The sequence below is a fragment of the Curtobacterium sp. MCJR17_043 genome, from assembly GCF_003224315.2.
GTDB lineage: Bacteria > Actinomycetota > Actinomycetes > Actinomycetales > Microbacteriaceae > Curtobacterium.
The window spans coordinates 3,104,724-3,124,245 of record NZ_CP126259.1 but is presented as its reverse complement, the minus strand read 5'-3'; the positions used below and the strand labels follow the sequence as shown (position 1 = coordinate 3,124,245).

The window sequence follows — 19,522 nt, the reverse complement described above, 5'->3', positions numbered from 1 at the left end:
ACTCCTCCTCGGGGGAGCGGCAGGACGTGCAGCTGCTCCGTGGGGCGCAGCGCGCCGAGGCCGGACGTCGGGCCGCCCTCCTCGCCGAGGACGCCTCGCTGCGCCGGCTCGAGCGGGACATCCACGACGGCCCCCCAGCAGCAGCTGCTCCGCCTGCAGTACGACCTGGCCATCGCCCTCCGCCGGTTCCCGGACGACACCGCAGCCGCCGAGCGGCTCGTCGAGGAGTCGTTGGACCGGTCGAAGGTCGTGCTCGAGACGATCCGGAACCTCTCCCGCGGACTCGCACCGCCGATCCTCCAGGACCGCGGTCTCGCGGCGGCCGTCCAGGCCCTGGCCGAGGACAGCGTCCTGCCGACGACGGCGGACGTCCGGCTGGACGCCGCCGGGGCCGGGCTCGCCGCCGTCGAGCGGAGTGCCTACGCGATCCTGTCGGAACTGCTCACGAACGTGACGAAGCACGCCCATGCGAGCAGCGCGACGATCCGGGCGGTGGCCGCCCCGGGCGGCGACCTCGAACTGGAGGTCCGCGACGACGGGGTCGGCGGCGCCCGACTCGACCCCGGACACGGGCTGGACGGACTCCGGGACCGCGTGGAGGGTCTCCAGGGCGTGTTCACGGTCATCAGCCCGCCCGGGGGACCGACCGTGGTGCGGGTCCGCATCCCGGTCCCCGTCGAGGCACCGGCGACCGGAGGTCGTACCCTGACCGGGTGACCCTCGGAGCAGGTGCAGTCCCCGCCGCGTTGCGCATCGTCCTCGCCGAGGACTCGGTCCTGCTCCGGGAGGGCACGATCCGCCTGCTCGAGGAGGCCGGGTTCACGATCGGCGGGTCGTACGGGGACGCCGGCGGCCTGCTCGCTGAGCTCGCGACCGTGCGACCGGACGTCGCCGTGCTCGACGTGCGGATGCCGCCCACGTTCCGGGACGAGGGTCTCCGCGCGGCGATCCGGATCCGGACCGAGCACCCCGAGGTGGCTGTGCTGCTGCTCAGTCAGTACGCGGAACTCGACTACGCACGAGAGCTCCTCGCGACCGGCGAACACCACGTCGGGTACCTGTTGAAGGACCGGATCTCGTCGATCGACGACCTCCGGGACGACGTCGCCCGGGTCGCCCGCGGCGGTCTGGTCCTCGACCCGCAGATCGTCCAGCGCCTCATCACCCGCCGGACCGACCCGGTCGAGCGCCTCACCCCGAGGGAACGCGACGTCCTCCGGCTCATCGCCGAGGGACAGACCAACCAGGCGGTCGCGCACCGGCTGCGCATCGCGGTCGCGTCCGTCGAGAAGCACATCAGCTCGATCTTCACCAAGCTCGACCTCGAACCGACACCCGACGCGCACCGGCGGGTGCTCGCCGTCCTCGCCTGGCTGCGGGGCGGCGGCGCCTGACGGCAGCGGGACCCTGACGACACCGGACCGGGAGGACCACCGGATGCCACTGCCCGACCACATCGTGATCCGCCGCACCGGCCCCGAGGACTGGCCCGTGTTCCGCGACCTGCGCCTGCGGATGCTCGCGGACACCCCGCTCGCGTTCCTCGAGACCCTGGAGCACGCACGGCAGCTCGGCGAGGACGAGTGGCGTCGGCGCGCCGGCAGCGGTGCCGAGGCCGACACGCCCTGGTTCGTCGCGGAGGACGTGACGACCGGCGGGTGGGCGGGCATCATGGGCGGTCGACTCGACGGCGGCGACCCGCTCCTGGTCGGCGTCTTCGTCGACCCCGAGCACCGGGGGGCGCGAGTCCGGCGTGACGGACGCGCTCCTGGACGCGGTGGAGGACTGGGCGCGGGGCCGGGGCGACCGGATCCTCCTGCACGTGCACGAGGACAACCCGCGCGCCATCGCCTTCTACCGTCGTCGTGGGTTCGTCCCCACCGGCCGACTCGTGCCCTACCCCCCTGCCGCCGTACGGCGAGGAACTGGAGCTGCGCAAGGCCCTACGGTGAACGGTCCCGGTCGTCGCACGGCTGCGTCCGTCGGCGGGTGCGGTGCGGCGACGCCGGAGTGTCCGCAGGACGCGCGCCCGCCCGGCCCGCCTGGTGGGTTCCCGGCGAGCGGGGGCTTTGATGGTCTAGCGAAAGGGGCTCCCGATGAAGACCATCCACTACGACAACACCGTGATCCTCACGAGCGACGACGTCGCCGACGCCGTGATCGAGTACGCCGCGGCGCTCTCCGGCGGTGACCGGGCCGACACCGTGGCGGTGCCGTCGGTCGCCGAGGACGGCACCATGACGACGACGAAGATCCTCATCGGCCCGTCCAGCGAGGTCGTCGTCGCCGACGCGGAGGAGGACGAGCTCGAGCTCGAGAACGACGAGTTCGTGGCCCGACTGCGCGCCGCTGCCCGCACGTTCGGCCACGACACCGTCATCCACGCCGACACGCGGTCGGACCTGACGACGGGCGACGACGAACCCGGAGCCCCGGCGGAGGCGGCGAAGCCCTGAGCGGGCACGCGGGCGGTGGCCGTGACGCCGTCGGCGTGCAGCGCCGGACGCGGCCGTGGCCGGCGTCCTGCTCGACCGCGGGCGCGCGCACGAGGGGGGGGGGGGTCGTGCCTCCCAGCCGTCAGCCCGCGCTGGCGGCAGACCGCAGCGTCGCCTCCGCGTCGTCGAGGTAGTCGGCCAGGAGCGCTGCCGCGCCGTCCCGGTCGCCGGCCCGCAGCGCCGCGACGATCGCCTCGTTCCGGTCGACGAAGTCCGCGTGGAACGCCGCCGGGTCGTCGGTGGTGAGGAACGCCAGGCGCATCTCGGCGAGCAGAGCGTCCATGAGCACGTGCAGCCGCTCGCTCGGCACGGCCCGCACGAGCTCGGAGTGGAACCGGATGTCCGCCGTGCCGACCGCGCGCCAGTCACCGGCGGCGGCCGCCGACCGCGCGTCGGACACCGCGGACGCAGCCGCGGCCAGGGCGGGGGACTCCGGGGTGCAGGCGCGGATGCCCGCCTCCTCGAGGACGCGCCGGGCCGCGTAGAGGTCCGTGACGTCCGCCACGGACAGGCGGCGCACGAACACCCCGCGGTTGAAGACGTGCTCGACGAGCCGGTCGCGCGCGAGCAGCCGGAACGCCTCGCGCAGGGTGTTCCGCGAGACGCCGAACTGGTCGCTCAGGCGCTCCTCGGACAGCTGCGTGCCCGGCATGAACGCGCCGTCCGCGATCGAGGACCGCAGCCGTGCCGCGGTGGACTCTGCTCCGCTGACCGTCCGTGTCATGCCCCGATCCTCGCAGAGCACTCGTGTGACCGGCGTGTTACAGATCCGGCCGGGTCTTGAGATTGTTCAACAATGCACGCCAGACTGGCCCGCATGTTCGTCCTCATCGGCGTCGCCGTCGTGATCATCGGCTTCGCGTTGCGCATCAACGCGCTGCTCGTGGTCACCGTGGCGGGCATCGTCACGGCAGCCATCGGCGGGATCGACCCCGTCGGCATCCTCACCGCGTTCGGCAACGGGTTCGCGTCGAGCCGGAGCGTCACGACGTTCGCGCTCGTGCTGCCCGTCATCGGTCTCATCGAGCGTTACGGACTCCAGGACCAGGCGAAGCGGCTCATCGCGAAGCTCGACAAGCTCACGACGGGCCGCATCCTCGCCGGGTACCTGGCGGTCCGGCAGGTCACCGCCGCGGTCGGCCTGACGAGCATCGGCGGGCCGGCGCAGACCGTCCGCCCGCTCGTGCACCCGATGGCGGAGGGCGCGGCGACCAAGAAGTACGGCCGCATCGACGAGCGGATGCGCGAGAAGATCAAGGGCTTCTCGGCGTCCTCCGACACCGTCGGGGTGTTCTTCGGCGAGGACGTCTTCGTCGCGGTCGGGTCGATCCTGCTCATCACGACCTTCGTCGACACCACGTACGGTCTCGCGCTCGAACCGATCGACCTGGCGCTGTGGGCGATCCCCACCGGCATCGCGGCGCTCATCGTGCACGGCATCCGCCTGCTCCTGCTCGACCGGAAGCTCGACAAGATGGCGGCCGACGTCCGCCAGACCGAGGGGGGTCGCGGCATGATCACCAGCGAATGGCTCTACTGGCTCATCGGCGCGTTCTTCATCGCCGTCTCCGTGTTCATCGTCACGGACCGCTCCCACGCCAAGCGCCTCGGGAACGCCGCCTTCTGGGGCATCCTCGGGCTGTCGTTCTTCGCCGGCACCTTCGTCGTGTCCGGGGTGATCCCCGCCTGGGTGCTCGGGATCGCCGTCCTCGTGATGGTGGCGCTCGCCGGCCTCGGCTTCACCGGCACGACGAGCCGCACCCGCGTCGCGAGTGTCCCCGGCGCCGGGGTGGGCTCCGCGACCGGCCCGGCCGAGCCGACCGCCGTCACCACCCGCCCGAGCTCGAGCACGAGCGTCCTCGCGACGACGAGCCCGGACGAGCGCGCCGCGTTCGCGCAGCGGTACGGGAACAAGCTCTTCATCCCGGCGCTGGTGATCCCGGTCGTGGCGGTCCTCGTCGCCACCCTCGGCCCGCTCGTCCGGATCGGAGGGGAGCCGCTCCTGGCCGAGGGGGAGCGCCACCCTGACCGGGCTCGGCATCGGCTCGGTGCTCGCCGTGGTCGTCGCGGTGTTCGTGCTCCGTCCGCCGCGGCTCGACACCCCGGTCCGCGAGGGCGCACGGCTGCTGCAGGCGATCGGCTGGGCGGCGCTCCTGCCGCAGATGCTCTCGACACTCGGCATCGTGTTCACCCAGGCCGGCGTCGGCACGGCGGTCGGCACGATCATCAAGGCGGTCCTGCCGGACGGGTCCCTGTTCGCCGCGGTCGTCGTCTACTGCCTCGGCATGGCCCTGTTCACCGTCATCATGGGCAACGCCTTCGCGGCGTTCCCGATCATGACCGCCGCGATCGGCTGGCCGGTCCTGGTGCAGGGCTTCGACGGCAACCCCGCCGCGATCTTCGCGATCGGCATGCTCGCCGGCTTCTGCGGGACCCTGGTCACCCCGATGGCCGCCAACTTCAACCTCGTGCCCGCCGCCCTGCTCGAGATGCGGGACAAGTACGGGCCGATCAAGGCGCAGCTCCCGACCGCCGGGATCCTGCTCGTCGTCAACATGGGAGTGATGTACCTTGTCGCATTCTGACCCCGCCGACGGTACGCCGTCGTCCGCACCGGACCTGGCCCGCGCCGCCTGGGCCGCCGGCTTCGCCGCCGTCGCCCTCGACAACACCACGCGCGAGTACCCGTACGCCGCGCACCACACGACGTCGGGTCCGGAGGACCGCGCGCTCCCCGTCGAGCTGCACCCCGCCTTCGCCACGTCGTACGACTGGCACTCGTCCGTGCACATGCACTGGCTCGCGACGCGTCTGGTCGCGTACGGCGTGCCCGCCGACCTGGAGGCCCGGATCACCTCCGTCCTGCAGGCGCACCTCTCCGCCGACCACCTCGCGACCGAGGCCGCGTACCTCCGCGCCACGCCGCACTACGAACGGCCCTACGGCTGGGCGTGGCTGATGCGGCTCGCCGCCGAGGTCGCCGCCTCCGAGGTGCCGGCGGTCCGCGCACTCGCGCCGGGCTTCGCGCCCGTGGTCGAGGTGCTCGAGGACCTGGTCACCCGCTGGGTCGAGGGCGCTGCGCACCCGGTCCGGCACGGCGTCCACTCGAACTCCGCGTTCGGGCTGCTGCTCGTGCTCGAGGGTGCCCGGTCGCTCGGCCGGACCGAGCTCGTCGCCACGGTCGAGCGCACCGCCCGCGAGTGGTTCGGCGCCGACGCCGGGTGGCCGTTCGCGTGGGAGCGCAGCGGGCACGACTTCCTGTCCGCCGGGTTGGCCGAGGCAGACCTCATGCGTTCGGTGTTGCCGGCGTCCGAGTTCGAGACCTGGGCGCGGGCGTTCTTCTCCGAGGTCTCCGCCGGTGACGCGATCCTGACCCCGACCACCGTCCGCGACGAGAACGACCCGCAGCAGGTGCACCTCTTCGGCCTCGACCTGTCCCGGGCCGGATCGGCACGGCGCATCGCCGACGCCCTGCGCTCCGCCGACGCCGAGGACGCCGACCTCACGGCCCTGCTGGACGGCGCGGCCGACCGGCTGCTCGCCTCGGGGCTCGCCGCGAGCGTCGGCGAGGAGTACTACTCCACGCACTGGTTGGCGAGCTTCGCGTGGGACGCCATGGAGGCCCGGGAGCACGCAGCCCGCTGATCCTGCCGCACCGCGACGAGTGTCAGCGCAACGGGATGGTCTGACCGAAGGTCTTCGTGACCGGCGGGGCGGCGAGCACTGCGCCGAGCGCCTCCGCCGCGCCCTCGGGGGGTGGCGCGCCAGGCGACGTAGGCGTCGTGGTCCTCGGCGGTGGCCCAGCGCTCCAGCACGACCATGCGCGTCGGGTCCTCGTCGTCGACCAGGACCTCGAGCGACTCGTTGCCCTGCCGGGCTGCGGTCTGCGCGAGGGTCTCCCGGATCGCGGCCTCGACCGTGTCCGCTGCGACGTCGTTCCGGATCTGGACCTCGAGGAAGACCGTCATCGTCATGGTGTGCACCTTTCGTCGTCGGACCCCGTCCGCTGACGGCGCCCCGTGACGGCAACCACGACCGGCGGGGAGTTGTTCCGGGTGCGCTGCGTCAGCGGGCGATGCGGAAGTGCAGCGTGTCACCGGGGCGGAGCTGCGCCGCACGGTCGACGGACTCCGGCGTCAGGACCGCCACGACCGGGTAACCGCCGGTGACCGGGTGGTCGGCGAGGAACAGCACGGGGAAGCCGGCCGGCGGGACCTGCAGCGAGCCGGTCTCGACGCCCTCGCTGGGGAGCTCGCGGGTGACCGCACGCACGAGGGAGGCGTCTGCGGTGGTGCGGACCCCGACCCGGTCGCTGTCCGGGGTGACGTGGAAGTCCTGGCCGGTCAGGGTGGCCCGCCAGGCCGGTGTGAACCAGTCGTCACGGGGACCGGGCACGACGTCGAGCACCACGGGGTCGCCGGGCCGGGGCAGGAGCGGCGGCGGTACCGCGTCGACCACCGGCCAGGGGCCGACGCCGAGCCCGTCCCCGGCCGTCGCCCTACCGTCCGTGGTCGCCGTGGCACCGCGCACGGCGGGCCCGACCGGCAGGACGTCCCCGGCCGACAGCGGTGCGGGACCGAGCTGCGCGAGCGAGTCCCACGACCGACTGTCGAGCACCGGCTCGACCGCGATGCCTCCGCGGACGGCGACGTACGCGCGGAGTCGGTCCTCCGGCAGCCCGACCCGCAGGGTGTCGCCGGGCTCGAGGAGGAGCACCTCGTAGGCGGCCGCACCGCGCACTCGTCCGTCCGCGCGTTCGATCGACACCGGACACGGTGCCCCGGTGACGGCGGCGACCACGTGCGCGTCGGTGCGGAGCGCGACGGAGCCGAGGAGGGCCTCCAGGACGGCAGCGTGCGGACGGTTGCCCACCATCCGGTTCGCCAGTGCGGCCGACCCCCCGGTCCGCGGGGCCGGCCGCACCCAACCCCATGTCGCTCAGTCCGGGACGGCCGAGGTCCTGTGTCGTCACGCCGTAACCGACCTGCACGACGGTCAGGGCACTCACGACCGTGCCGCCGCGTCGACGAACCGCAACCGGACGCCGGCCGGTGCGAGCGCCGGCGGGGTGCGGTCGAGCGACCACATCGGCACCTCGGTCCGGCCGATGAGCTGCCAGCCGCCGGGGGGAGGTCCGCGGGTAGACGGCGCTGAACTCGCCGGCCAGGGCGACGGCGCCGCTCGGGACGGCGGTGCGCGAGGTGTCGCGGCGGGGCAGGTCGAGCGACGGTGCGGTGCCGGTCAGGTAGCTGAAGCCGGGGGCGAAGCCGCAGAAGGCACTCGTCCAGACCTGCCCGGTGTGCCAGGCCACGAGTTCCCCACGGGTCATGCCGGTGAGCGCGCCGACGGCGTCGAGGTCGGCGCCGTCGTAGGTGACCGGGACCACGACCGGGTCGCGGTCCGCGCGGTCGTCCGAGGGGCGCACCGGCTCGACGTCCGACAGGAGCGCGCGGAGTCGTCCCGCGTCGGTGGCGGTCGGGTCGAAACGGAGGAGGAGGGTCCGCGCACCGGAGACCACCTCGGTGACCCCGGGCAGCGCGGACGCGGTGAGGCCGGCTCGGAACGCCACGACGTCGGTGAGGGTGTCGAACGTCGCCAGCAGCGCCGTCGCCCCGGCGACCCGGACGTCGGGCGTCATGCCGCGGCGGCGGTCGAGAACGCCGTGATGCCGACGCCCTGTTCCGTCAGGAGCGTCCGGATCGCCCGCGCCATCGCGACGGCGTCGGGAGAGTCACCGTGCACGCAGATGGAGTCCGCCGCCACGCGGACCTCGGAGCCGTCGACCGCGGTCGCGACACCCTCGGTGACCATGCGGAGCACGCGGGCCGCGACCTCGTCCGGGTCGTGCAGCACCGACCCCGGGCGGCTGCGGGACACGAGCGACCCGTCCGGCTCGTAGGCGCGGTCGGCGAAGGCCTCGCGCACCGCGCGGAGCCCGTGGCGTTCTGCGGCGAGCACCAGCTCCGAGCCGGGGAGGGCGAGGACCGACAGGGACGGGTCGACGTCGGCGACCGCGCGGACGACCGTCTCGGCCTGCACCGGGTCGGCGCAGGCGGTGTTGTATAGCGCGCCGTGCGGCTTGACGTACGTGACGGCGGTCCCGGCGACCCGGGCGGCCATGATGAGCGCGCCGAGCTGGTGCACGACCTCGGCGTACAGCTCGTCCGGGGTGACCGCGACGGGGCGGCGGCCGAAGCCGAGCAGGTCCCGGTACGCCACGTGTGCTCCGACGGCCACCCCGCGCTCGGCGGCGGCCCGGCACGTGTCGAGCATGATCGTCGGGTCGCCGGCGTGGGCCCCGCAGGCGATGTTCGCGCTGGACACCACGTCGAGCATCGCGTCGTCGTCGCCCGCGGTCCAGGCGCCGAAGCCCTCGCCGAGGTCGCTGTTCAGGTCGATCGTGGGCACGCGGACCTCCTGTCGGGATTGTTCAACAATGTAGCGCCCGCCGCCGGCCGTGTCACCGTCGGGATCCCCGGCGGCGATGCGTCGACCCGGCTACAGCGCGTCGACGAACATCTGCGTCGCGAGCGGGACGTTCGTCGTGTTCGACGTCGGGTCCCACCCGACCAGCGCGACGACGTCACCGCCGACCCTGGCGGTGTGGCCGACGAGCGTGAACGCGTTGCCGCCGACGGTGCCGCGCACGCGCCAGCTGATCGCCTCGTCGGTACCGGTCAGGGACGGCTCCGCCGTCTCGACGGTGGTCTCGATCGGCTTGCCCTGCATCGAGAACAACGCCGAGCCGTCCGCGCACCGGGTCAGAGCACTGCGAGCGTCCTCGACCAGGTCCGTCGCGGCAGCGGTCTCCCCGGTGCTGGCGACGACGGCGGTCATCGACCGGTCGTTGCTCGTGCCGAACACCACGGTCCCGGCGTCGTCCGAGGCGTCCCACCCGACGCCGAACGGGGCGAGGCAGCTGGCATCGGAGACCGTCAGGCCCGGGTAGACGGAGTCGAGCATCGCGTCCGTCGTGGTGAACTCGGCGGGCCTGAACTGGATGCGCTGGAACACGCCGGTCAGCTCGGCCTCGGTGTGGGCGGACGCGCGACCGCCCGTCGACGACGCCGACGGCGTGGGCGCCGCGCTCGTCACCGGGGCGCTCGGGGCGGGCGCCGATGTCCGGGCTCCGGCACCGCCGGTGGTGTCGTCCCCGCCGCCGGAGCAGCCCGCCAGGGTCAGTGCCAGGACGGCTGCGGCCGCGGCGACGGGCATGGTGGTGGTTCGCATCGGTGTCCCCCCTCGTGTCGACGGCCCCCCTCGACCGCCCGACGCGTCGAGGCTATCCGGCGACCGGGCTGTCCGGCGACCGGGCTGTCCGGCGACCGGGCTACCCGGCGACCGGGCCATCCGGCGACCGGGCTACCCGGCGACCGGGCCGGAGGGCAGGGTGAGGACCTCGGCCCCGTCCTCGGTGATCGCGATGGTGTGCTCGCTGTGGGCGGTCCGGCAGCCGGTCGCGCTGCGGAGCGTCCACCCGTCGGCGTCGGTGACGAGCTCGTCGGTGTCGACCATCACCCACGGCTCGAGAGCGAGGAGGAGGCCCGGACGCAGCGTGTACCCGCGACCCGGCCGGCCGTCGTTCGCCACGTGCGGGTCCTGGTGCATGGTCGAGCCGATGCCGTGCCCGCCGAAGTCGAGGTTGATCGAGTAGCCGGCCTCGGTGAGGACGGACCCGATCGCGTGTGACAGGTCCCCGAGCCGTGCGCCCGGGCGGGCGGCCGCGATCCCGGCGGCCAGGGCCCGCTCGGTGGTCTCGATGAGCGCGACGCTCTCCTCCGGACGGCTCGTCCCGACGACGAAGCTGATCGCGGAGTCGGCCGCGTAGCCCTGGTGCACGACGGCGAGGTCGAGCGTCAGCAGGTCCCCGTCGGCCAGGGCGCGGTCGTGCGGCAGACCGTGCAGGACGGCGTCGTTCACGGCGGTGCAGATGTGGTGACCGAAGGGGCCGCGCCCGAACGACGGGGCGTAGTCGACGTAGCACGACGTGGCCCCGGCGGCGGTGATCATCTCGGCCGCCCACCGGTCGAGGTCGAGCAGGTTCGTGCCGACCGTGGTGCGGCTCCGCAGGGTCTGCAGGATGTCGGCCACCAGGGCGCCGGCGGCGCGGGCCCGGGGGGAGCTCGGCCGGGGTGAGGATCTCGATCATGCGGGTGCCGTTTCTGTTCCGATTGTCATACCGGTATTACTGTAGGCGCATGGTCCGTCTCCCGCTCTCCCCGGTCGACCTCGAACGCGGGCGGCGCCTCGGTGCCGTGCTCCGGTCCGCACGTGGCACCCGGTCGATGCTCGCGGTCGCGCTCGAGGCCGGTGTCTCGCCGGAGACGCTGCGGAAGGTCGAGACCGGACGGATCGCGACGCCGTCCTTCCCGACCGTGGCGGCGCTCGCCGGCGTGCTCGGCCTGTCCCTCGACACCGTGTGGGCCGAGGTGTGTGCGCAGCGCGAGCCCGAGCGCTCCGCGGTCGGAGCGGCACCCCGGCCCTGAGCCCTGAGCACAGCGCCCCGAGTCCAGCGGTGTGCGGCCGTTCGTGCGGCGCGGTGCTGTCTGCTACCGTCGTGGTGCCAGAACCAAGGGGGGCTGCCCGTCACGCGAGAACGACGGTCGGCTCGTGTACCGCTCCCTGTCGGTGCCACCCCGCGTCCTTCGGTTCGCACCCCTCGTGCCTCTCGTCGTGCGGTCCCACCGCCGGAGCACGGTCCGTGTCGTCCGAAGGAGCCCTCATGGGCACAGCCATGCCCGGATCCCGCCGCACCCTGCGCGGCAACCCGATCGCCACCCTCGTCGCCGTCTGCTTCGGCCTGTTCATGGTCGGCCTCGACGCCACCGTCGTGTCGATCGCGAACCCCGCGATCGCCGCCGACCTCGGCACCACCTTCACCCAGCTGCAGTGGATCACGAACGCCTACCTGCTCGCCCTGGCGGTGTTCCTCATCCTCGGCGGCAAGCTCGGGGACCGGTTCGGCCGCCGCCGCATGTACCTGATCGGGGTCGTCGCGTTCGCGCTGGCCTCGGTCGCGATCGGCCTCGTGGGGACCGCCACGGGCGTGATCGTCTTCCGTGCCGTGCAGGGGCTCAGCGCCGCGCTGCTCATGCCGCAGACCCTCGCGCTGCTGCGGGCGACCTTCCCGAAGGAGCGGTTCGGCGTCGCCGTCGGTGTCTGGGGCGGTGCGTCCTCGGTGGCCATCGCGGCCGGTCCGATCGTCGCCGGCGTCCTCGTCGCCGCACTCGGCTGGGAGTCCGTCTTCTTCGTGAACGCCCCGATCGCCCTGATCGGCCTGGTGTTCGGCGGGCTCGTCCTGCGGGAGTCCACCGCTCCCCACCGCGGACGCTTCGACGTAGCCGGCGTGGTGCTGCTCGCGCTCGGTCTGTTCGGCATCGTGCTGGCCGTCGTCCAGCCCGAGTCGTGGGGGTGGGGGGAGCCCGCTCACGCTCGGGGTGCTGCTCGGTGGTGCCGCGCTGCTCGTGGTCTTCGTGCTGGTCGAGCTGCGCGTGACCGACCCGCTGCTGCCGATGTCGCTGTTCCGGTCGTCGACGCTCTCGATCGGTGGCCTGGCCGTCGGCGCGAACTTCTTCGCGATGCTCGGCGTGACGTTCTTCCTGTCCCTGTACATGCTCAACCTGCGCGGGGTGACCGGTCTGCAGGCGGGGCTCATGCAGCTCCCGCTGAGCGGCGTCTCGATCATCGCGTCGCCGATCGGCGCGGCACTCGTGGGGCGGCTCGGCATCCGCCGGACGCTCACCATCGGTCTGCTCATGGTCGGGGTCGCGCTGTTCGCCCTGACCGGCACCACGCAGGACTCCGCGTACGTCGGGATGGCGGTCCCGTTCGTCGTCTTCGCCCTCGGGGCTGGCTTCACGATGACGGCCGGTGCCGAGGCCGTCGTCGGCAGCGCCCCGGTGCAGCTCGCCGGGGTCGCCGGCGGGTTCCAGGCCACCGCGCTGCAGCTCGGCGGTGCGCTCGGCACCTCGGTGCTCTCCGCCGTGGTCAGCGCCGAGGTGCTCTCGGGCACCGCCGGGCTCGGACTCGCGAGCGCTGACCGGCAGGGGCTCGCCCAGGGCATCGTGCCCACCGGGCTCGGTCCGGCGGCGTCGGCGGCCGCCCGCGATGCGTTCCTCGGGGGCATGCACACCGCCTTCGTCGTCGCCGGTGTGGTCGCGGTCGTCGTGGCGGTCCTCGCCGCCGTCTTCGTCCGGTCCGGCGGCACGTCCGCACCGGCCGCGGTGCTCGAGGAGACGGTCGAGGCCACGGGCGGGCACGCCTGATCGGCGCACCCCGAGCCGTCCGGGAGGCCCGTGGCGCGACCCGCCACGGGCCTCCCGTCCGTCCTGCGGTCACCGCGCCGTCTGGCCGCGCAGCGCGGGGGGACCCGGACGGGGGCATGGTGTTCCGGCGGAACGTGTCGTCTACTGTTCCTCTGCCCGATGACAGCACACCGTGCCGGAGGACCCATGACGAAGGACGACCAGTCCCGCGCCGACGGCGCGATCGACCGCCGCCGCCTGCTCACGCTCGGCCTGGGCGCCGCCGCAGCGGTCGGCCTGACGGGCGTCGCGACACTGCGGCCGGAGGCGGCCCGAGCGGCCACGGCGCCGACGCTCCTCGCCGCCGACGAGTTCGACGGACCGGCCGGCAGCGCCCCGAACCCGGGCATCTGGCGCCACGACCTGGGTGGCGGCGGCTGGGGCAACGGGGAACTCGAGGTCTACACCGACTCGCGGCGGAACTCGGCACTCGACGGCAGCGGCAACCTCGCGATCACCGCGCGGCGCGAGGCCGACGGCTCGTACACGTCCGCCCGCCTGACGACGCAGGGCACGTACTCCGTGCAGTACGGCCGGGTCGAGGCCCGCATCAAGATCCCGCGCGGGCAGGGCATCTGGCCCGCGTTCTGGATGCTCGGAACCGATCTGCCGCAGGTCGGGTGGCCGGCGTGCGGCGAGATCGACGTCATGGAGAACATCGGACGCGAGCCCGGGACGATCCACGGCACCGTGCACGGACCCGGGTACTCCGGGGCCGAGGGCATCGGTACGGCGGCGACGCTGCCGAGCGGTGCCTTCGCGGACGCCTTCCACGTCTACGCGGTGGACTGGCGACCGGGCTCGATCAGCTGGTCTGTCGACGGTGCGACCTACCGGACGATCACGCCCGCGGACACGAACGGGGACCCGTGGGTGTTCGACAAGCCGTTCTTCGTGGTCCTCAACGTCGCGGTCGGCGGCGGGTGGCCGGGTGCGCCGGACGCGACGACCGCGTTCCCGCAGCAGATGCTCGTCGACTGGATCCGGGTCTGGCAGAACGCCTGAGTCCCCGAACCGACGGCCCGACTCACCAGCACCGACCCCCCAGCACGAACGAGACCGGCCCCGTGGCAGACGCCACGGGGCCGGTCCTGTGTCGCTGGTCTTACTTCACCCGGACCGAGATGGTCGGGCTGGTGCTCGTGTTGATCATCGAGGTGGGCGAGAACACGGCGTGCAGCTTGTGCGTGCCCTTCGCCAGCGGGAAGGTGGTGGTCGCCTTGCCGTTGACGATCGAGACGGTCTTGAGCTTCTTCGAGCCCTCGTAGACCTTCGCGGTGCCGTTGACCGTCACGCCGGGGACCTTGACGGTGACGGTCGTCTTGCCGCCGCTGTAGGAGATGCCCGTGGTGGACGTCGCCTTCGTGACGGTGACGACGGTGCTGCTCGTGGTCGACGAGTCCGCGCCGGCCCAGTCCGAGCTGCTGGCGAAGGACGCGGTGATCTCGTGCTTGCCCATCGCGAACTTGCTCGGCAGCGTGATGCTGGCCGTGCCCTTCGCGACCGTGTCGGTGCCGAGCACCGTGTCGCCGTCCGAGAACGTGACCGTGCCGGACTGCTCGCCGATGCCGCCGCCGACCGTCGCCGTGATCGTCACCGGGGTGGCGGTCGCGTACTTCTGGGTGGCAGCAGAAGCCTCGAGCGTGGTGGTGGTCGCCGGCAGGGCCGCGTGGAGCGTGAAGTCGTCGACCGTGGAGCCGATCGGCGCCGGGTCAGCCGACGCGGTCGGCTTGAGGGTCACGCCGCAGCTGTCCACGTTCCCGTGCTGGACGGCCGAGTTGAGCGTGGTGCAGTCGCCCGCCCGGACGTTCGTGACGGCGAGGTTGTCGTCCGTGACCGAGACCTTGACGTACGTGCGGACGTGCTCCTGGTTCTCCACCGAGTTGGCGAAGTGACGCTGACCGGTCGGGTCGAGCGGGTCGGCGCCGTAGCCACCCTGGGTCGCGTCCGGGGTGGTCAGGTCGTAGTACTTCGAGCCCGATGCGGAGTTGGCGGTGAGGTAGATGACGCCACCGGGACCGGCGAAGACGTCCTCGGCACCCGGCTGCTCGTCCGGGTTGGCCTTCTTGCCGTTCTTGATCGCGTAGCTGCGCGAGTAGGAGTGGTCGTGGCCCTGCAGGACGACGTCGACACCCATGTCCGAGAAGGCGCGGGTGAAGTCGAAGCGGCGCTGCTGGTTGTCACGGTCGTTCGCGTGGTCGGCCGGCGAGTAGATCGAGTGGTGGTAGACCAGCGCGGTCCACTTCGCGTCGTCGCCGTGGCGCGTGATGACGTCGCGGATGTAGTTCACGTGCGCCGCGTCGGAACCGGCGGCGTAGGCGTTCGAGTTGATGTCGATGAACAGGACGCCCTTGTACATGTACCAGTAGTCGCCACCCGAGTTCGCGGTGGAGTTGCCACCCGGGTAGAAGTCCGGCACGCGGAGGGAGTTCGGCAGCTGGTTGTGCTGCTCGTACGCCTTGCCGCCGACGTCGTGGTTGCCGATGGTCGAGGCCCACGGGTAGCGCTTCAGGACGTCGCTGCTGTCGGCGAACGCACCCCACTGGTACTCGTTGTTGGCGTTCTCGACCTGGTCGCCACCGGAGACGAGGAGCTCGGCGTCCTTCTCCTTGGTGGTCGCGTACTTGAGTGTGTCGGCCCAGCCGGCACCATCGTCGTCGACGAAGCCCGACGAACCGATCTGCGGGTCACCGAAGAACAGGAAGTCGAAGTCGCCGCTGAAGCTCTTCGTCGTGAACGTGTACGGGGCGGACCAGGCCGACCCGTCCGCGGCACCCACGTGGTAGGTGTACGTGGTGTTCGGCTCGAGGTCCGAGATCGTCGCGTGGGCGTTGATGTAGCCGGCCTCGGCGGTGATGCCCGGGATCGAGCGGGTCGACCGGTCGGTCGTGCTCGTGTCGGCTGCCGTGTTGGCGGCCTCCGACGCGTCGATCGTCTTCTTCGCGTCGGTGAAGACACCGCCGGTCATGCTGTCGGTCTTCTGGATCTCGAGCGACTGGGCGACGTTCGCGGGGAAGTACCACGAGGCGATGCGCTGGCTCTCGGTGGCACCGACGCCGAGCAGGATGTGGAGCGGGCCGCCGGACGAGACGTTGCTCGTCGGGGTGTTCGTGGCCGCGGTCGCCGGGTTGGCGCCGACGAGGCAGGCGCCGGCGATGAGGGCCGCGCCGATGACGGCCCCGCCGAAGCGGCTGGTGGTGGTTCTGCGCCGGGAAGGGGCGCCGGACAGGAGACTCATGTGGGTCCGTTCTCAAGGGAAGGGATGGTGCAGCAGAGAGACTCTGCATCGCCCTGGTGGATGGTGAGTAAACGCTGTGTGACCATCCGTCTCACAGCTCTGAAGCGGTAGGAGATCAGCCCTCGACGAGCCGCTGGACGAACCAGACCATCCCCATCACGAACACGCCTGCCGTCACGGCACCGGTCACCCAGAGCGACGCGATGTGCGCCTTCCGCCGCAGCAGGGACAGCGGTGGGAACACGATGACGATGATCGCGAGCTGGACCGCCTCGATGCCGACGTTGAAGATGAGGAGCGACACGAGCAGCTGCCACGAGAACGCCTCCTGGATGCCGAGGGCGCCGGCGAACCCGAGCCCGTGGATGAGCCCGAACGCGAAGACCACGGCGAGACGCGACCACCCCGACCGGTCCAGGGCGAACCGGCCGTGGTCGGCCACGACCAGCTCGTCGGCGCGCGACCGGCGCTGGAACAGCCGCCAGAGGTACCACCCGGCGACCGCCGCGATCGACAGCGCGATGAGCGGTTCGACGACGATCGACGGCGGACTCACGACGCCGAGCGCGGCGAGGATGAACGTGATCGAGTGCGCGATGGTGAACGCCGACGCCGTGTAGACGACCTCGCGCAGCCGTCGGGAGCCGGCGATGAGCGCGATGAGGAACAGGATGTGGTCGATCCCGGTCAGCAGGTGCTCGGCGCCGAGGGTGAAGAACTCCCAGAACCGTGCGCCCGCGGACTGCTCCGTGGAGAACGACGGCTCGTCGGCGTCGAGCGTCGCGGTGCCCTCCTGGTCGTCGACGTCGTACGTGACGATCGTCTTGGTGTCCTGCACGAACGTCTCGCTGTCCGGGAACAGCTCCGAGCGCACCACGTGGCCGGACGCGGTGTGTCCGGGCTCCGGGCACGCGAAGTCCGCCGTGAGCATCGCGTACGGGACCTCGTCGCGCATCTCGACACGGACCGAGTCGTCGAGCGTGCCGGTGCACTCGTGCCCACCGGACGTCACCGCGAAGCGGTCGAACACGTACCGGCCGATCGAGTCGAGGTGCGCCTCGGCGGCTCGCACCATCCCGGCGTCGTCACCGTCGTCCCAGGCCGCCTGACCCTGGCGGTAGAGCGCGTCGTCGTCCTCGCTCGTGCCGACGGACACGAGCATGAGGTCGTACTCGAGCCCGAGTCCGGCGCGGACCGTGTCGGCACCGTCACCGCTGACGTCCGCGTAGACGACGGAGCTGAAGCCGTGCGCGCTCGCCGCCGACGCTCCGCCGAGCAGGCTCAGGACGACCGTGCCGAACAGCACGAGGGCTGCGACGATCCGCGTGACGGACGGGGGGGAGGAGGGACAGCCCGCCGGGGGGCGGGGAGGGTGCTTCGGTGCTTCACCGGCCCGACCATCGCGGCCGAGAGCGACGCGCAGGCGAACAGACGGCAACGAACCGATGGACGGGCGCTGGACAGCGACCGTCCCGAGCCCGTCGCGGGTCCTCGGTGTGCTTGCATGGCACCTCGTGACCCGACTCGTCCCCCGCGCCTCCGTCGTCCTCGCCGCCGCTGCCCTGGTGGCGGCCGGCACGGTCCTGGTCACCAGCTGCTCGGCGCAGTCGGACGGGGCCGCGGACCGTGACCCCGGGACGAGCCGGCACAGCGCACCCGCCGGTGTCCCCACGGCCGTCCGCGGCACGGGCACGCTCGGCTCCGACTTCGTCGACCCGGAGGAACCGCCGGCCCCGGAGGCCACGGTGAACCCGGCGCCCGGCTCATGGGACGACGTCGCGCCGCCGTCTGGGTACCGCGTCGTGCTCCTGTCGCCCGCCGACCCGAGCACCGAGACCGAGACGCTCATGGACGCCGTCGAGTCGTGGGCTGACGCCGAGGACGTCACCGTGGTCCCCGTCGTCGCGGACACCGTCGACGAGCGGTTGTCGTCCGTCGCGACGGCGATCGCGAAGCGGTCCGACCTGGTCATCAGCGTCGGCGACGAGATGGTCGACCCGATCGCCGCGGTGTCACCGTCCGCCCTGCACCAGCAGTTCCTCGTGCTGGGCGCCGAGATCGCCGAGCCGACGTCGAACGTCACGGCCGCGGACTGGACCGGTGCAGGCTTCCGCGGTGAGGGCCTCGGCGTCTCGAGCCACCACGACCCGTCCACCTTCACCGACGAGCGGGCCGGGCGGGCGCTCCGCGCGGGTGTCGCCGCCACGCTGAACGACCTCAGCGGCATCGTCGTCTGGGTTCCCTGACCGCCCTGCAGCGACGCATTCGGGATCGTCCGCGACCCCGTACCCGAGGTGGGACGTATCCTCTGGGACGGAAGCAACGTCGGTTCCGGCCAAGCCTCGCGCGGCCCACCCCCGCCGAGACGTCACTCGCGACCCTGAGCTCCTCGTGACAGAACACATCATCGAATTCGTCGCCCGCGACCGCACGGGCATCACCACCGTCGTCACCGCCAACGGTGTCAGCGACGCGGACACCGTCATCCGTGCCATCTCAGCGGGGCACTCCGGGTACGCCGTCGCGGCCGCCGGCAGCCGCCGGGCGCCGGTCCGCAGCCTGATGGCGCTGGGCACGCCCTACCTGTTCGCGAACTGGGACGGCTCGAAGCGCAACAACCTGCACGACCTCGCCTTCACCGCGCCGGTCCGGACCGTCCCGGCCGCGCCGCCGGTCGGCGTCCGGATCCGGGAGGCCCTGGTGGCGCGGCTCGCCGCGGTCTTCAGCCGGGACCACCACCGCGCCTGACGGCAGCCGACCGGCCGCCGCGCCTGACGGACGGGAGGCCCGGACCGGGTGAGCGGATCTGCCCACCCGGTCCGGGCCTCCCGTCGGACGGTGTGTCCGGGCCGCTGGGTCAGCGCGTGACGTCGTCGAAGTCGGTCACACCGGCGGCCACGGCCGCTGCCCGACGGGCGCGCATCGACGGCGCCGCGAGCGCGGCGACCACCGCGAGGACCGCGACACCGGTGCACGCCCAGAAGCCGATGGTGAACGCGTCGTCGGTCGGCAGGCCCTGCGGCGTGCTGTGCGAGGTGATGAGCGCTGCGATGACCGCGGTGCCGACGCTCGACCCGATCGTCCGGACGACCGTGTTGGCGCTGATCGCCTCGCCGGTCTGGTTCGCGGGGACGCTCTCGATGATGGCGTTCGAACAGGCGGCCAGTGCCATGCCGATGCCGACGCCGGTGAGCAGGCCGGACACGACGACCTGCCAGAGCTCGGCGTGCGCGACCGCGGGGATGACGAACGCGGCGACGATCGCGACCCCGCCGATCAGCATCGGGGGGCTTCGGTCCGACCTTCCGCACCAGGATGCCGGCGACGGGGCCGGCGATGACCATCATGACGACGGTCGGCAGCAGGAACAGCCCGGCCTCGGTGACGTCCTTGCCGAACCCGTACCCGGTGGCAGCGGGGAGCTGGAGGAGCGTCGGGACGAGGACGAACGTGCCGAACATGGCGAAGCCGAAGACCAGCGCGAC

General features: G+C 72.5%; 20 protein-coding genes and 5 pseudogenes. 14 read left to right on the top strand and 11 right to left on the bottom strand.

The window, feature by feature from the left end:
• Window positions 1-39 precede the first annotated feature (39 nt).
• From DEJ15_RS16250 to DEJ15_RS16235, 4 genes are all read left to right on the top strand, one after another.
• Entirely contained in the window at window positions 40-717 is a 678-nt protein-coding gene (locus DEJ15_RS16250) for a sensor histidine kinase (protein ID WP_284175285.1), read from the top strand.
• Window positions 714-1,394, top strand: a complete 681-nt coding sequence (locus DEJ15_RS16245; protein WP_258365997.1) for a response regulator transcription factor — start codon at window positions 714-716, stop codon at window positions 1,392-1,394. The genes DEJ15_RS16250 and DEJ15_RS16245 overlap by 4 nt, the downstream gene beginning before the upstream one ends.
• Before the next feature lie 359 nt (window positions 1,395-1,753).
• A complete protein-coding gene (locus tag DEJ15_RS16240; RefSeq protein ID WP_349814753.1) occupies window positions 1,754-2,191 on the top strand; it encodes a GNAT family N-acetyltransferase in 438 nt (145 codons plus the stop codon).
• Window positions 2,097-2,456, top strand: coding sequence for a hypothetical protein (locus tag DEJ15_RS16235; RefSeq protein ID WP_110825880.1), 360 nt, complete (start codon window positions 2,097-2,099; stop codon window positions 2,454-2,456). Before DEJ15_RS16240 ends, DEJ15_RS16235 begins: the two co-directional genes overlap by 95 nt.
• Window positions 2,457-2,577: 121 nt before the next feature.
• Here the strand turns inward: DEJ15_RS16235 and DEJ15_RS16230 are convergent, their stop codons facing one another.
• Window positions 2,578-3,219: a GntR family transcriptional regulator gene (locus DEJ15_RS16230; RefSeq protein ID WP_110825881.1), complete on the bottom strand. Its 642-nt coding sequence runs from the start codon at window positions 3,217-3,219 to the stop codon at window positions 2,578-2,580.
• Between the two features lie 72 nt (window positions 3,220-3,291).
• Here DEJ15_RS16230 and DEJ15_RS16225 point away from each other — a divergent pair.
• The 3 genes and pseudogenes from DEJ15_RS16225 to DEJ15_RS16215 all read left to right on the top strand — a co-directional run.
• Window positions 3,292-4,404, top strand: a pseudogene (locus DEJ15_RS16225) (DUF969 domain-containing protein); the annotation flags it as partial.
• 139 nt (window positions 4,405-4,543) lie between these two features.
• The gene (locus DEJ15_RS16220; protein ID WP_284175284.1) at window positions 4,544-5,080 is read left to right on the top strand and encodes a 5-oxoproline transporter, DUF979 family subunit; all 537 of its coding nucleotides are present in this window, start codon (window positions 4,544-4,546) and stop codon (window positions 5,078-5,080) included.
• Window positions 5,067-6,140 (top strand): DUF2891 family protein, encoded by a 1,074-nt coding sequence (locus DEJ15_RS16215; protein WP_258365998.1) that lies wholly within the window; start codon window positions 5,067-5,069, stop codon window positions 6,138-6,140. The genes DEJ15_RS16220 and DEJ15_RS16215 overlap by 14 nt, the downstream gene beginning before the upstream one ends.
• Here the strand turns inward: DEJ15_RS16215 and DEJ15_RS16210 are convergent.
• From DEJ15_RS16210 to map, 7 genes and pseudogenes are all read right to left on the bottom strand, one after another.
• A complete protein-coding gene (locus DEJ15_RS16210; RefSeq protein ID WP_284175283.1) occupies window positions 6,071-6,469 on the bottom strand; it encodes a putative quinol monooxygenase in 399 nt (132 codons plus the stop codon). The genes DEJ15_RS16215 and DEJ15_RS16210 overlap by 70 nt on opposite strands.
• 91 nt (window positions 6,470-6,560) lie before the next feature.
• Complete coding sequence (locus DEJ15_RS16205) at window positions 6,561-7,370, bottom strand: 5-oxoprolinase subunit C family protein (RefSeq protein WP_284175282.1); 810 nt, start codon at window positions 7,368-7,370, stop codon at window positions 6,561-6,563.
• A 129-nt stretch (window positions 7,371-7,499) separates the two neighbouring features.
• The gene (locus tag DEJ15_RS16200; RefSeq protein ID WP_284175281.1) at window positions 7,500-7,589 is read right to left on the bottom strand and encodes a hypothetical protein; all 90 of its coding nucleotides are present in this window, start codon (window positions 7,587-7,589) and stop codon (window positions 7,500-7,502) included.
• Window positions 7,590-7,683: 94 nt separating this feature from the next.
• A pseudogene (locus DEJ15_RS16195) lies at window positions 7,684-8,133 on the bottom strand (carboxyltransferase domain-containing protein); the annotation flags it as partial.
• Window positions 8,130-8,903 (bottom strand): LamB/YcsF family protein, encoded by a 774-nt coding sequence (locus tag DEJ15_RS16190; protein ID WP_110825887.1) that lies wholly within the window; start codon window positions 8,901-8,903, stop codon window positions 8,130-8,132. The gene DEJ15_RS16190 and the pseudogene DEJ15_RS16195, both read right to left, overlap by 4 nt.
• A 90-nt stretch (window positions 8,904-8,993) precedes the next feature.
• Window positions 8,994-9,725: a hypothetical protein gene (locus DEJ15_RS16185; protein ID WP_146232897.1), complete on the bottom strand. Its 732-nt coding sequence runs from the start codon at window positions 9,723-9,725 to the stop codon at window positions 8,994-8,996.
• A gap of 132 nt (window positions 9,726-9,857) precedes the next feature.
• Window positions 9,858-10,644, bottom strand: a pseudogene (map, locus tag DEJ15_RS16180) (type I methionyl aminopeptidase).
• A gap of 49 nt (window positions 10,645-10,693) precedes the next feature.
• Here map and DEJ15_RS16175 point away from each other — a divergent pair.
• The 5 genes and pseudogenes from DEJ15_RS16175 to DEJ15_RS16160 all read left to right on the top strand — a co-directional run bounded on the left by DEJ15_RS16175 (window position 10,694) and on the right by DEJ15_RS16160 (window position 13,804).
• Window positions 10,694-10,981: a helix-turn-helix domain-containing protein gene (locus DEJ15_RS16175; protein ID WP_110825890.1), complete on the top strand. Its 288-nt coding sequence runs from the start codon at window positions 10,694-10,696 to the stop codon at window positions 10,979-10,981.
• Between the two features lie 236 nt (window positions 10,982-11,217).
• A pseudogene (locus tag DEJ15_RS19080) lies at window positions 11,218-11,808 on the top strand (MFS transporter); the annotation flags it as partial.
• A 199-nt stretch (window positions 11,809-12,007) separates the two neighbouring features.
• Window positions 12,008-12,403: pseudogene (locus DEJ15_RS19075) on the top strand (MFS transporter); the annotation flags it as partial.
• A gap of 75 nt (window positions 12,404-12,478) precedes the next feature.
• Complete coding sequence (locus tag DEJ15_RS16165) at window positions 12,479-12,760, top strand: hypothetical protein (protein WP_284175279.1); 282 nt, start codon at window positions 12,479-12,481, stop codon at window positions 12,758-12,760.
• A 186-nt stretch (window positions 12,761-12,946) separates the two neighbouring features.
• The gene (locus DEJ15_RS16160) at window positions 12,947-13,804 is read left to right on the top strand and encodes a glycoside hydrolase family 16 protein (protein ID WP_110825892.1); all 858 of its coding nucleotides are present in this window, start codon (window positions 12,947-12,949) and stop codon (window positions 13,802-13,804) included.
• Window positions 13,805-13,904: 100 nt separating this feature from the next.
• On the opposite strand, the gene DEJ15_RS16155 is transcribed toward DEJ15_RS16160, so the two are convergent.
• Entirely contained in the window at window positions 13,905-16,037 is a 2,133-nt protein-coding gene (locus DEJ15_RS16155; protein WP_110825893.1) for an Ig-like domain repeat protein, read from the bottom strand.
• 115 nt (window positions 16,038-16,152) lie between these two features.
• A complete protein-coding gene (locus DEJ15_RS16150; RefSeq protein ID WP_284175278.1) occupies window positions 16,153-17,343 on the bottom strand; it encodes a HupE/UreJ family protein in 1,191 nt (396 codons plus the stop codon).
• A gap of 208 nt (window positions 17,344-17,551) precedes the next feature.
• On the opposite strand from DEJ15_RS16150, the gene DEJ15_RS16145 reads away from it, so the two are divergent.
• Together DEJ15_RS16145 and DEJ15_RS19070 are read left to right on the top strand one after the other, a co-directional pair.
• Complete coding sequence (locus tag DEJ15_RS16145) at window positions 17,552-18,283, top strand: type 1 periplasmic-binding domain-containing protein (RefSeq protein ID WP_110826037.1); 732 nt, start codon at window positions 17,552-17,554, stop codon at window positions 18,281-18,283.
• Window positions 18,284-18,428: 145 nt separating this feature from the next.
• Window positions 18,429-18,785, top strand: coding sequence for a hypothetical protein (locus DEJ15_RS19070; RefSeq protein WP_110825895.1), 357 nt, complete (start codon window positions 18,429-18,431; stop codon window positions 18,783-18,785).
• 109 nt (window positions 18,786-18,894) lie between these two features.
• Here the strand turns inward: DEJ15_RS19070 and DEJ15_RS19065 are convergent, their stop codons facing one another.
• A complete protein-coding gene (locus DEJ15_RS19065; RefSeq protein WP_349814752.1) occupies window positions 18,895-19,320 on the bottom strand; it encodes an MFS transporter in 426 nt (141 codons plus the stop codon).
• Between the last annotated feature and the right edge of the window lie 202 nt (window positions 19,321-19,522).